This is a genomic window from Natrinema hispanicum, assembly GCF_004217335.1.
In the GTDB taxonomy this organism is placed as follows: Archaea; Halobacteriota; Halobacteria; order Halobacteriales; family Natrialbaceae; genus Natrinema; species Natrinema hispanicum.
Window position 1 is genome coordinate 1,148,616 of sequence record NZ_SHMP01000003.1, and the last position, 12,523, is coordinate 1,161,138.

Here is a 12,523-nt window from a genome sequence, read left to right on the forward strand (position 1 = left end):
ATTCGGCCCCAGCGCGGTCGGTGGTGTCATGCATCCCCCGTGTCCACCCACGCCTCGAGTCTCGGATCCACTCGCATCGCAATCCCCTTCCCGACCGCACGCGAGGGCCTGTACATGCCCACAGACACGACACCCACGGACGCGGAAGCCGCCTGCTTCGAGGCCGGTATCAAGTTCGGCTCGCTGTACCACCAGTTTGCCGGCACGCCAGTCTCACCGGACAGCGCCGCGACCCTCGAGTCCGCAATCGAGGAGTCGATCGAAAACCAGCCCCATTGCACTGCGGTGACCGTCGACGTGCTGACCGACGAACTCGAGGCCGAACTCGCCGACGCGACGGCCGACTACACCGAACTCACCGGCCGCTTTCTCGAGGTCGAGATCGTCATCGACTACGAGGGCTGTGAGGTCGTCACCCGTATGGAAATGGAAGATGGCTATCCCCTGATGCGACTCGAGTCGGTCCGAGACGAACAGTCACACTGACGCCCGGCGTCAGACGCTCGATCGGTCGACTTTCTCGGGTGCTTCAAACGCCGTCGCGAGCTCGAGCAGTTGCACCAGAATCCGGCCGGTCGCGCCCCAGACGGTGTAGCCGTCGACGTGGAAGTAGTGGATGACGATGTCGCCGTAGTAGGGGTGCGAGCGGCGTTCGTACTCGTAATTCTCGGGATCGAGCAGTTCCGATACTGGAAGGACGACGATCTCGGCGACCTCGTTGTCGTCGCGGATATATTCGCGATCCGGCACGTGGGCGACGAAGGGTGTGACGGCGTATTCGGTGACCGTCCGGATGTCGTCGAGTTGGCCGACGATCTCGGCCTCGCTTGGCTCGAGGCCGATCTCTTCGTTTGCCTCCCGAAGTGCAGTCTCGAGGATCGTCGCGTCCTCGGGTTCGGCCCCGCCACCGGGAAAGCTCATCTGGCCGGGATGCTCACCGAGATGATCGGCCCGCCGGGTAAACAGTAGATGGTCCTCGCCGTCGTGGTCGACGATCGGCGCGAGGACGGCGGCGTCGTACTCCTGATCGTCGATTTCGGTCGCTTCGTAGGCTGCGACCGGGTCGAGGGTCAGTCTCGTCGTCATTCCTCGAGGGCGTCCTCCAGTCGCCGCCGTTCGTCCGCGAGGTCGATCGGAGCCCAGGCTTCGAGATCGTAGCTGATGTCGAGCAGGGTCCGCAGTCGGTCCGTCTCGTCGGCCGTGACGGCCTCGGCGACGGCGTTGCTGAATCGCTCGCGGGTCGCCTCGCCCAGCGCCTCGCGATCGGGGTGTCGGCGGTCGACATCGAGAATGTGTGGGACGTCTTCGGCGTGGTCTGGTACCGTTGGGAACGCTGTCGGCCCGGGAACCAGTAGCGCCTCGCTGTCCGCGATCGTCTCCCCATCGCCCTCGTTGGCTGGGTCGTATCGAACGAGCGCGAACGTCTCGAGCGCCTCGTCGATCGCCGTCTCGAGGGCCGCGTCCTCGACGGCTTGTCCGTCGGCGCGGTAGGCGGCCTCGGCGAGCGCCCGCTCGAGTTCCACGCGGGTCAACCCGCCGAAGAGGTCGACCACGCCGGCTAGTTCGTCGGCGGTCGCGTCCATACGCGGCCTAACGGCGGGTATCGGGATTAGTCTTGTGAGCGCGACCCAGCGTGGTGATGTCGCCATGGACGGGTTGCCGCGAGCACGTCTGCCGGTTCGAACGGCGCGTCGACCCATCGCGGGAGGCGCATGTCGGTGGTGGCGTCGGGCGGCGCGATCGATTCGGCGTAGCGTGTCACCTGCGCTCGCTCGCCTTCGAGATCGTACTCGAGTCCGTTGAACGCCGCGTCGGCACGGTACTGTTCGATCAGCGCCGTCCCGGCGGCCCGATAGCGATCGGGGAGCGTCTCGTAGTCGGGGGCGACGCCGTGGTCTTCGAGGACACACAGGAGCGCGGCGGCAACGTCGCGGCTCATTCCCTCGAGGCCGGCCTCGCCGTCGACCACGCGGTGGTCGTGTTCGTGACGGCCGAGGTCGACCTGTGCAGTCCCGTCGAAGCCAGCGACGTCGTAGGCGTCACCGAGCGTGCCGACCTCGAGCCCCCACGTCCGCGGCGTTTGCAGTCGGCGGGCGAGATCGGCGGTCGCGGCGAATTCACCGGCCAGCGCGTACCGGAACGCCCCAAGGTAGTCGACGATCGGGGCGTCGTGGGCGTCCGCGAGCGCCCGAAGCAGCGGTTCATAAAACAGGCGGAACAGCCGACCGTAGAGCCGGCCACGCTCGATGCGGGCGTAGTACCCTTTTGCAAAGTCGAAATCCATCGTCAGCGGTGCGAGCAGCCGCTGGACGTGTTCGGCCTCGTAACTTTTGGCGTCGGCATCGTGGACGACGACCGTGTCGGCAGCCGCAGCTGCTGGCCCGAGTGCGAGCCAGACGTCCCGCCCTTTCCCCCAGTTGCCCGCCAAACCCGTGTCGGCGAGCAACGCGTCGACCTCGGGCGCGTTACACCAGAGCACCCGCGTCGGAAGTTCGAACGTGGCGAGCCAGTCCCGAAACGGTTCGATCTGCGCTTGCTCAGCGCGGATGGGAACGAAGACGGCCGCTGGCGTTGGCTCGAGGCGCTCCATTTCCTCGAGGACGCGTTCGGTGGCAGGACTCTTGTACTCGCGAGCGGTCATCGGAACGACGAGTGCCGTTTCGGCGACCGCGGCGGCGACGTCACGGGTGAGGGCACCGCCGACGCCGTCTCCCTCGCCGAACTCGTGGAGCGTCGCGATCCGCTCCTGGCAGTACTCCATCGATGGGTTGTTCACGCGGACGGGTAAAACGGCCACGACTCCGGCCAGATTCGTAGCCACTGCTGCATACCCGATCGCACGAGGACTGTGCGATCAGTGTCTCGATCGTTTAGCGTCGACCCCTCGATTGTCGGCCGACTCACATCAGAAAAAGCACCGGTCTTTTTCTATCCCACCTTCTTACAGGCGAATATGAAATCAGTTCGGAAGGCACTTCGTGATGGCGACCTCGATAAAGACACCTACGATCGGCTCGTCTGTGGTGACTGCGAGAAGCCGCTCAAAACCGAAAACGACCCAAACGAGATCAAGACGGTTCGCATCTGTCCTGACTGCGCGTCCGAGTGGAAGGAGATCCGCTAGCCCTGTCGGCGGTCGGTGGTGTGCGGAGTCGACCGGCTAGCGCTCGCCAGCGAGTGCCGAAAAGAGCCGTTCTTCGAACTCGTCGCGGCTGATCCCGTCGGATGGACCGATCCCGTTCATGTGATCGACAGAGAGTTGCCCGCCTCCCATACGCGCGTGCCCGCCCGCGCTTGCCATCGGAATATCACTGATGGCGTGGCGGAGCGTCTCACCCATGTGAACCCGATCGTCACGCGACCGGCCGGAGAGATGAAGCGTCCCGTCGTGTTCGCCGTAGACGACGACCGCCGTAATCCCCTCGAGGTGCATGAGTTCGTCTGCGGCCTGTGGGATGGCGTCGACGTTGCTGATCTCGCCGACGTCGCAGACAGCGAAGGGACCTTCGACCCGCTTTTCGGTGATCGCCGTCGCCTTGACCTGTAACACGTCATCGCTGACCTGCGGGTTGGCGATCCGATCGAGCAGGTCCTCGTCGATTCCGGGGAACAGGGCCGCGGCGGCGTCGAACTCTGCCCGCGAGCAGCCGTTTGTCAGATGGTTCGTATCGGACTGGATCCCATAGAGAAGGCCTGTTGCAAGCTCTGGCGATACCGAAAGCGAGCTCGAGTCGTCCGCTGTATCCATCGTCGCGCCGATGTCGAGGAGATATTCGACGAGGATCGTCGACGCCGCCCCGTACGCCGTTCGGACGTCGGTGAACTTCGTGCCGGCTCCGTTCCCGGGGTGGTGATCGACGACAGCGATCGGCTCGACGGACTGGGCACCACTAAAGCCCCGCGGCGTGTTGTGGTCGACCAGGACGACCGCGTCCGACGCGAGCTGGGAACTGGCCTCGATGGACTCGAGCTCGAGCCCGAGGACGGTCCGGAACGCCCGGTTCTCCTGGTGGCGGATCTCACCTGCATACTGTAACGTCGTGGCCGTATCGACCGATTCGGCGATCCGCTCGACGCCCATGGCACACGACATGGCGTCGGGGTCGGGATTTGGATGCATCAACACGGTCACGTCGTCGTAGTTTGCCAAGAGGCGCTGGAACCGGGCCCCTGGCGGTCGTCGAAACCAGCGAACGAGCCACCAGACACCGAGGACGAGCGCGACGACGACGAGAACCAGCAGCGACAGTAGGAGCGGCTCGAGCGAACGGACCGAGTCGCTGATCGACTCGACCATCAGCGGGTTCGTCCCGACTGCCGTCGTGGCCGTCGAGACGCTCCAAGCGCTCATATTGCCATGTCAAATCGAACCATCAAGAGTGTTCCCCCGGTTCCCCGTGTTCGGCGGCTACCGATCGCTGGTGGCGGCGGCCTGATAGCGTTCGATCGCGTCACGATACCCCTCACGGAAGGTCGGATAGGCGAACTCGTAGCCCAGTTCGCGGAGTTTTTCGTTCGAACAGCGCTTGCTCGTCAGGATGCGGCGTCGGCCTGCCTCGGAGAGGTCGTCGTCGGCAAGCCGGTCGGCTTTCGTCCGCTTCGGCGGCTGCTCGACGCCACACTCGTCGGCCAGCCAGTCCGCGAACGCCCACTTCTCGGCGGGCTCGTCGTCGACCACCTGGACGACCTCGCCACGTGCGAGGGTTTCCTCGAGCACGTGCCGGACCGCGCCGGCGGCGTCGTCCCGATGGACCATGTTCAGATAGCCCGCCGTCACAGGCCCCTCGAGATAGCGCTCGAGCCGATACCGGCCGGGGCCGTAGAGGCCGGCAAAGCGGGCGACAGTCCCCTCGAACCCGTATTGTTCGGGTAACTCGAGGGCGAGCCGTTCGGCCTCGGCGAGGACCGCGGTCTTGTCGGTCGTCGGCTCGAGGGGTGTCGTCTCGTCGACCCAGTCGCCGTCGTGGTCGCCGTGGACACCCGTCGAAGAGGTGTAGACGAGTCGGTCGGGCGCGTGCTCGCGCTCGCCGAAGGTTTCGATCGCCGTGCGCAACCCCTCGACGTATACGTCGCGGGCGGTTTCGGCTCCCCGGCCGCCGCTGCTCGCGGCGAAGACGATCGCGTCGACGTCCGGGACCGCCGCGAGCGCCTCGCGGTCGGTGACGTCGGCCTGGACGGCGTCGAAGCCAGCGTCTTCGATCCGTGCAACGCCCTCGTCCGATCGGCGGACGCCGATCGGGTCGTGATCTCCCGCCGCGAGTTGTCGACCCAGTTCGAGGCCGACGTACCCACAGCCGAGAATGGCAACGCGCATACGCGAGTTCGTGCCCGGATCAGCATAGGTTCACCGCTCGCGGCGATCACTCGACGGTGACCTCGAGCGCGTGTGGGTGCCACGCGTTCTCGGCGTAGCCGCCCTCGTTCCACGGGTAGTCGTCGCCGTCTTCATCCGCGTCAGCGATCCGTGCCGGCTGGCGGCGGCCGCGTTCGTCGGTCGCGCGCGAGGCGAGCGTGTACGTGCCGGGTGTGGGCTCCCAGCGGTACCGAAACAGCCGCCACGCACAGTCGTAGTCCGGCCCGAAAAAGTCCGCGTCCTGCCAGCTATCGCCGCCGTCGGTCGAGACCTCGACTGCCGTCACCGCGTCGTCGCCGGCCCAGGCGACGCCGACGATCTCGACCGTGCCGTCGGCAGCCGGGGTGACGGTCGCGCCGTCGTCTGGCTGGCCGATCGTGGACTTGACGTTCTCGTCGAACGTGTAGGGGTGGTCGATCTCGTCTGACTCGAGTTGGTCCCAGGTGTCGAACGTCGAGACCGTCGCGTTCGAGTCGGGCTCGACGCCCTCGGGGTGAATGCGGTAGGACGACTGCTGCCACTGGGTGAAATCCTCGCCGTCGCGGTCGGCCCACTCCGGGCCGTGGACCATCGTTTCCGTGACGTGCAACTCGGTGAGCCACTTGACGCTGTTGACGCCGTACCAGCCGGGGACGAGCAACCGAACCGGATGGCCGTGCTCGGGCGGCAACGGCTCGCCGTTTATCTCGTAGGCGAGGATGCAGTCCTCGAGGACCTTGGCCATCGGGATCGACCGGGCGAACCGGTCGTTTTCGTCCTCGACTTCGGGGTGGTCGCCGCCGACCGCGGTGAGCCACATCCCGTCGTCGGTCGTCGCGCCGTGGTCGGCCAGGATCGACGTCAGCGGTGTCCCGGTCCAGATGGCGGTGCTGACGGCCCCGTACTCCCACTGGACGCTGCCGGTTTCGGGATCGAAGTAGCCGCGGCCGTTACCGGCACACTCCATCGTGTGTGCGACCGCGACCGTTGGGTAGTCCTCGCGGAGGTCGTCCATTCCCAGCGTGCCGTCTTGATCGACCGCGCCGGTGAGTTCGACTTCCCAGTCGGCACCCTCGGGATCGAGGGTCTCGTTGCGGTGACAGACGTAGTGTTCCTCGATCGGCGTGAGCCAGTTCGCGTACGTCTCCCGATCAGCGGCACCCACGACCCGATACCGGTCCTCGAGATCAGTGACGGCCTCCGTGCCGGGTTTCCGATCCAGAATCGCGTCGGTTTCTCGGTTCCGAGTATTGCTGCGCTCCGAGTTCGACATACGAGCCACACACCACCGAGTGCGATAAATCACGGGGCGTGGTACCACTCATCGATGACGGCTGTGACAAATACAGCCGCGCCTACGGCGCACCGTCCGCGATCACGTACTGCACATGGACGAACTCCGCGAACGACATCGGCGCTCGCCCCTCGATCTTCTGCTGGATCTCCTTTGCCTCGAGGTCGAGGTCGATGTAGCTCTCGAGTGCCTCAACGTCGAGGACCGCCGTCGACATTCCCAACAGCAAGTGCTCGAGCGCCATCGTCACGATCGTCTCCGGGTCCGGTTCGCCCTCGGCGAGCGACTGGATCTCGGCGGCTTCCTCGAGCGTCAGATCGGGCGAGTCGCCGGCTGCAAGCGCCTCGAGCACGTCTTGCTCGAGATCGGTGTCGGCCGCGACGGCTGCTGGGCCGTGTTGGTCGACGATCGTTGCGAGGTCGTCCTCGTACTCGGCCCGCAATGCAGCGGGCGAGTCGGGAACGGTCATCCGCTGTTCGTAGAACATATCCGAACGGACGGGGATACAGCAGAAAGGTATTGTGACCTCTCCCGATCACTGCTGGGGAGTTACTGTGCAACCAGTCGCCTCACCGAGTGTATCAACTCACCGGAACGTTAAACAGGCTGCTTGCATATGGAAGTGGTATGAAAGTCGCCCTCCTCGGAGTCGGTCAGGCCGGTGGGAAGATTACTGAACGGCTTGCCCGATTCGATGCAGACATGGGATTTGGAGCCGTTCAGGGCGCGTTGGCCGTCAATTCTGCGAAACCCGACCTCAAGTCCCTCGAGTTCGTCGACACCCAGCTGATCGGTGCCGACCGCGTCAACGGTCATGGCGTCGGTGGTGACAACGAACTCGGTACCGAGGTTATGCAGTCGGACATCCAGCAGGTCCTCGGCGCACTCGACGGCCGTGTCACTTCGAAAGCGGAGGCGATCTTCGTTGTCGCCGGTCTCGGCGGCGGCACCGGTAGCGGTGGTGCGCCCGTCCTCGTCCACCACCTCCAGCAGGTCTATGACGTCCCCGTCTACGCGCTCGGCGTCTTACCGGGACGCAACGAAGGGGCGCTCTATCAGGCCAACGCCGGTCGGTCGCTGAAGACCCTGCTGCGGGAAGCCGACGCGACGCTATTGATCGACAACGACGCCTGGCACGAACAGGGCGAGAGCGTCGAAGGAGCCTTCGAGACGATCAACGACCGGATCGCCCGGCGGGTCGGCCTGCTGTTCGCATCCGGTGAGGCCGTTGAAGGCGTCGGCGAGAGTGTCGTGGACTCGAGCGAGGTCATCAACACGCTGCGTGCAGGCGGCGTCGCGGCGCTCGGCTACGCGAGCGAAGTCGCAAGCGAGGACAGCGCCGAGAACATCAGAACGACGATGAGCGTCTCCCGGCAGGCGCTGCTGACGGGAACGAGCCTGCCGGATGCGACGACTGCGGAGGCTGCACTGCTCGTCATCGCGGGCCAGTCCGACGCGATTCCGCGCAAGGGCGTCGAGAAGGCGCGCCACTGGCTCGAAGACGAGACCGGCAGCATGCAGGTCCGCGGCGGCGACTTCCCGCTGGACAGCGACCGCCTCGGCGCGCTGGTCTTACTCGGCGGGGCGGAACGGTCCGATCGGATCGAGGCGTTCATGGACCGTGCCCGCGAGGCAAAGCAGGCTCAGGAAACGGAATCGACCGACCACGCGGATGCGTTCGCCGACGACCGACTCGAGGATCTTTTCTAACCGGGACCGCACTCTCGAGTACTCCACGAATCGACGGCGACCCGACCGAGCCCGATCGGCTCCGTCGCACCCAGTTTTATTTATAAGTCACTCACGAGCCGTGGTATTGCCCAACATGGGGGAACGACGCCCCTGCTAACGGTTTTCAGGGGTTGTGTGACCGGTACATTTAAATTATAGGCGACAGTACTGTCTGTCACCAGAACGCCACCGGGGCGCGTATCGCTCGACGATCGATGACAGGAAATCTTATTCACCGAGGTTTCGCAGATCGTGAGCAGCCGCTTCGACCAGTTGATCGAGAGTCAGTGAGTCATTCGCCGAGCCGTCGGCGAGCGCTTACACAGTCGGTCGACTGGTTCCCCGGTGCGGGTATGGCACAGAGGTTTGACTAACATGGTAGACGAATCGAAAAACATCGAACTGACAGAGGACGACCTAGAAAACAAATCGAAAGGACAGCTCATCAAGATGGCCGGTCAACTCCGAGACCGGCGAAACGACCTGAACCAGATGGCGTCCGAGCGCGCATCCAAGCGCGACGACCTGAACGCGAAGACTCGCGAAAAGGTCGACAAAGCCCAAGAGCACCGCGAAAAACGCGACGAGCTCAACGAGCAGGTCCAGGAACACAAGGAAAGCCGCAACGAGCTCAACGCCGAAGCCAACGAGCTGTTCGACAAGGTCGAGCAGCTCAAGTCGGACATGGAACTCGACGAGGGCAAGGACCTAGAGGAGCTCGAAGAAGAGATCGAGCAACTCGAGTTCAAACAGCAGACCGAGGTTCTCTCGAGTGAAGACGAAAAAGAGCTGATCGAGAAGATCGAGTCCAAGCGCGAGGAGTACGAAGAGCGCAAGCAGAAACTCGACCAAAACGAGGATCTCGAGGAACTCGTCGAGGAAGCCGAGGAAGTCCGATCAGAAGCCTCCCAGCACCACCAGAAGGTGACGGAGCTGGCGGACAAGGCACAGGAACATCACAACCAGATGATCGAGGCCTACCGCGAGGCCGACGACATCCGTGATGAGGCCGACGAGATGCACGAGAAGTTCGTCGAGGCCCAGGAAGCCGCCGACCGCCACCACGAGGACTTCGTCCGCGTCCAGAAGCGCCTGCGCGAACTGGACAAGAAAGAGGAAGAAGAGCGCAAGTCCGAGCGCGACAAAAAGAAAGAAGAGGCCAAAGAAGAGGCCGAGGAAATCTATCAGAAGTTCAAGGAAGGCGAGACCCTCGACACCGAGGACCTGATGAAGCTCCAGAAGACGGGGCTGCTCTAGATCGATCCCGTCTACCGCGATTTTCTCCCGATTTTCGGGGTTTGAACGCGGGCGTGTCGCTGTTTTCTGCGTCGTCACGTCGAGAGCGGACGCCAGTTGTGCGTCCGACCTCCTGACGAGCACTGCGTCTCGTGTGTCGGCCACGCTCGAGTCCGTCAGACGAGACTGCATGCCAATCTAGTTGTAGCCTGTCACTATTCGAACGATCGGCAGTGTGTAGCAAGGGCTTACGATAGAACGACCGATGGTCGATAACCCGAATCCGGGTGGCTCAGGGCTCGAGTGAGGCGACGACCGCAGATGAGTCCTGCTGGTGAGGGGTGGACACGCGAGTGTCAGTAGTCGGTACCTATGACCGTCCAGTCGGGGCTCGTTCGGTGGCGACCGCGATGGGGCGTAGTATTCGATCTATAACAATGGAATGGGACCCACAGCCATCGCCTATGGAACGACACAGGGACGACGCGGGCGTGGTCGTGCCGGGGATCGACGCGCCGAGTACCGTCGCGTGTCTCCGCTCGCTTCGACCGCGCGGTATCCGTACGATCGTCGGCTCGGAGTCGCGGTCGACGCCGGCGGCCACGTCTGTCTATCGCGACGAGTTCGTCGGACTGCCGGACCCGGAGACGGACCTCGCTGCATACGGTGACGCCTTGCTCTCGCTGGCCGAGCGGCCGGACGTCGAGACGATCATCCCGGTCCGCGAGGAGGATATCTACGTGCTTGCCGATCGAAAAGGCGCGTTTGCGGACGTAATCGCGACGCCGTGGCCGGACTTCGAGACGCTTCGACGGGTCCAGGACCGCGTCGAGCTCTTTGCAGCCGCCGATGCGGCTGGAGTCGCCGCTCCCGAGACCGCGCTGCTCGATCAGTGGGACGACTGGGACCGGGAGACGATCGTCAAACCACGATACACCGTCGCATCCACCACCTATCTCGGCGCGCGGTTCGATGACGCGGAGATCGGCTCGACGGAGTACCAGCGACCGGGGACTCGGCCGGATCCCCAGGCTGCCCTCGAGCGGCGCGGCCACGTCCCGCTCGTCCAGGAACGGATCCCCGACTCGAGAGAGTTCGGCTTTTTTGCACTTTATGAGCACGGCGATCCGGTCGCGACCTTCCAGCACTGTCAGCGCCGCGGCTGGAAGTACTGCGGCGGCCCCAGCGCCTATCGGGAATCGGTCCATATCCCCGACCTCGAGACTGCTGGACGCGACCTGCTCAACGAACTCGAGTGGCACGGGCTCGCGATGGTCGAGTTCCTGCGCGATCCGGCCGACGGTGAGTTCAAGCTGATGGAGATCAATCCGCGATTCTGGTCGTCGCTGCCGTTTTCAGTTCGTGTCGGCGCGGATTTCCCCTACTACTACTGGCAGCTGGCAACCGACGGACAGCTCACATCGGAGCCGACCTACGATGTAGGGGTGGGCGGGCACCTCTTGCGAGGGGAACTCAGTTACCTCCATAGCGTCGCGACCGAGGAGTACCCGCTCGTCGAGCGGCCGTCGCTCGGCACGGCTGCACGCGAGGTCGCCACGTCACTGGTGTCCCACCCACGGTTCGATTACGCGGTGCTCGACGATCCGGTGCCGTTTTTCCAGGACGGCGTCAACCTCGTGCAAGCGTGGCTCGACGGCCGATCCGACGGCGGCATACCGGACCAGACCGAAACCAGCCTCGAGCCCGAGTCGACGGACGACGGCGTGGAGCCGACGGAGACGAAGCCGGGGGCCGACGAGGAGTCGACACGGTCGGCCCAGACCGACGGCGGCCAGTCGCCGGACTCGTAGGCGATCGCACTGATCGATATGGGGTCGTCTGCGTGTCTAACCGCCAACGCTTAACGGGAACCGCACCCAGCTATCGGTATGGCTCGAGGTGACTGCTGTGGTCAGTAGTGAGGGTATCGGGCGACTCGCGGTCGTCGTCGGTGGCGGCCTCGCGTTCGCGATTATCGGCGTCGTCCTGTTTATCATCTTCCCGGCGACGCTGACGGACCTGCTGGGTGTGGTACTCGCGCTCGCGGTCGCACTCGTCGGCGTGCGGCTCGCGGGCAACGCTGCCAGCTCGCTGTTTCCGGACTACGACGTCGCCGAGGTTGCCGTCGAGGGACCGATCAGCCGGGACGGCGGTGGCGGCCGCCTTCCCACAACACCGGGCGCGACGCCGGCCGACGACATCGTCGAGCAGATCGATCGCGCGAACGACGACGATAACGTCCGGGCGCTGTTGTTGAAATTGAATACACCTGGTGGTGAGGTCGTCCCGAGCGACGACATTCGACTCGCAGCCAAGCGCTTCGACGGGCCAACGATTGCCTACGCGACCGATGTCTGTGCCAGCGGCGGCTACTGGATCGCAAGCGGCTGTGACGAACTCTGGGCCCGCGAGGGCTCGATCGTCGGCTCGATCGGTGTCATCGGGTCACGGATCAATGCGAGCGACCTCGCCGAAAAGGTTGGTCTCTCCTATGAACGCTTTGCCGCCGGTGAGTACAAAGACGCCGGCACGGCGCTCAAGGAGATGGATGACGACGAACGCGAGTACTTGCAGGGGTTGATCGACGACTACTACGATACCTTCGTCGAACGGGTCAGCGACGGCCGCGACTTGGAGCCGGGATTCGTCCGCGACACTGAGGCCCGGATCTACCTTGGTGAACAGGCCTACGACATGGATCTCGTCGATCACCTCGGCACCCGCCGGGAGATCGAGGACGAATTGGCCGACCGGCTCGACACCGACGAAGTGACCGTCGAGGAGTTCGAACCCGAGCGGCCGCTGATGGCCCGCGTCGGCGCGGGTGCCCAGCAAGTCGCGTACGCCTTCGGCGCTGGGCTCGCCGGCCTCGGCGACGGCCGCGGGTTCCGGCTGCGTAGCTAATCACGGAGCGACGTTCTCGAGGCGAC

The 12,523-nt window shown here is 64.5% G+C and carries 13 protein-coding genes; 6 read left to right on the forward strand and 7 right to left on the reverse strand.

Annotated features, from left to right (window positions below):
• The first annotated feature begins 114 nt into the window (after positions 1-114).
• The gene (locus BDK88_RS06555) at positions 115-486 is read left to right on the forward strand and encodes a dihydroneopterin aldolase family protein (RefSeq protein ID WP_130499679.1); all 372 of its coding nucleotides are present in this window, start codon (positions 115-117) and stop codon (positions 484-486) included.
• A gap of 9 nt (positions 487-495) precedes the next feature.
• Here the strand turns inward: BDK88_RS06555 and BDK88_RS06560 are convergent, their stop codons facing one another.
• Genes BDK88_RS06560 through BDK88_RS06570 form a run of 3 tightly spaced genes read right to left on the reverse strand, consistent with a single transcriptional unit; the run spans position 496 to position 2,761 of the window.
• Positions 496-1,086: an NUDIX hydrolase gene (locus BDK88_RS06560; RefSeq protein WP_130499680.1), complete on the reverse strand. Its 591-nt coding sequence runs from the start codon at positions 1,084-1,086 to the stop codon at positions 496-498.
• Positions 1,083-1,583 (reverse strand): DUF7109 family protein, encoded by a 501-nt coding sequence (locus BDK88_RS06565; protein WP_130499681.1) that lies wholly within the window; start codon positions 1,581-1,583, stop codon positions 1,083-1,085. Before BDK88_RS06565 ends, BDK88_RS06560 begins: the two co-directional genes overlap by 4 nt.
• A 26-nt stretch (positions 1,584-1,609) precedes the next feature.
• Positions 1,610-2,761 carry a glycosyltransferase family protein gene (locus BDK88_RS06570; protein WP_130499682.1) on the reverse strand — a complete coding sequence of 384 codons (1,152 nt, stop codon included), beginning with the start codon at positions 2,759-2,761 and terminating at the stop codon, positions 1,610-1,612.
• 192 nt (positions 2,762-2,953) lie between these two features.
• On the opposite strand from BDK88_RS06570, the gene BDK88_RS21090 reads away from it, so the two are divergent.
• Positions 2,954-3,124, forward strand: a complete 171-nt coding sequence (locus tag BDK88_RS21090) for an HVO_0758 family zinc finger protein (protein ID WP_008009139.1) — start codon at positions 2,954-2,956, stop codon at positions 3,122-3,124.
• A 36-nt stretch (positions 3,125-3,160) separates the two neighbouring features.
• Here the strand turns inward: BDK88_RS21090 and BDK88_RS06575 are convergent, their stop codons facing one another.
• The 4 genes from BDK88_RS06575 to BDK88_RS06590 all read right to left on the reverse strand — a co-directional run bounded on the left by BDK88_RS06575 (position 3,161) and on the right by BDK88_RS06590 (position 7,113).
• On the reverse strand, positions 3,161-4,351 hold the full coding sequence (locus BDK88_RS06575; protein WP_130499683.1) for a DHH family phosphoesterase: 1,191 nt from the start codon (positions 4,349-4,351) through the stop codon (positions 3,161-3,163).
• 57 nt (positions 4,352-4,408) lie between these two features.
• Positions 4,409-5,314 carry an SDR family oxidoreductase gene (locus tag BDK88_RS06580; protein ID WP_130499684.1) on the reverse strand — a complete coding sequence of 302 codons (906 nt, stop codon included), beginning with the start codon at positions 5,312-5,314 and terminating at the stop codon, positions 4,409-4,411.
• Positions 5,315-5,360: 46 nt separating this feature from the next.
• The gene (locus BDK88_RS06585) at positions 5,361-6,605 is read right to left on the reverse strand and encodes a sulfite oxidase (RefSeq protein ID WP_130499685.1); all 1,245 of its coding nucleotides are present in this window, start codon (positions 6,603-6,605) and stop codon (positions 5,361-5,363) included.
• 82 nt (positions 6,606-6,687) lie between these two features.
• Positions 6,688-7,113: a DUF5791 family protein gene (locus BDK88_RS06590; protein WP_130499686.1), complete on the reverse strand. Its 426-nt coding sequence runs from the start codon at positions 7,111-7,113 to the stop codon at positions 6,688-6,690.
• 140 nt (positions 7,114-7,253) lie between these two features.
• Between BDK88_RS06590 and BDK88_RS06595 the strand changes: the two genes are divergently transcribed.
• The 4 genes from BDK88_RS06595 (at position 7,254) to sppA (ending at position 12,497) form a co-directional block, all read left to right on the forward strand.
• Positions 7,254-8,336: a tubulin/FtsZ family protein gene (locus tag BDK88_RS06595; protein WP_130499687.1), complete on the forward strand. Its 1,083-nt coding sequence runs from the start codon at positions 7,254-7,256 to the stop codon at positions 8,334-8,336.
• A gap of 396 nt (positions 8,337-8,732) precedes the next feature.
• Positions 8,733-9,614, forward strand: a complete 882-nt coding sequence (locus BDK88_RS06600; RefSeq protein ID WP_130499688.1) for a coiled-coil protein — start codon at positions 8,733-8,735, stop codon at positions 9,612-9,614.
• A 443-nt stretch (positions 9,615-10,057) separates the two neighbouring features.
• The gene (locus tag BDK88_RS06605) at positions 10,058-11,404 is read left to right on the forward strand and encodes a carboxylate--amine ligase (protein ID WP_130499689.1); all 1,347 of its coding nucleotides are present in this window, start codon (positions 10,058-10,060) and stop codon (positions 11,402-11,404) included.
• Positions 11,405-11,501: 97 nt separating this feature from the next.
• Positions 11,502-12,497, forward strand: coding sequence for a signal peptide peptidase SppA (gene sppA, locus BDK88_RS06610; RefSeq protein WP_130499690.1), 996 nt, complete (start codon positions 11,502-11,504; stop codon positions 12,495-12,497).
• Positions 12,498-12,523: the final 26 nt, after the last annotated feature.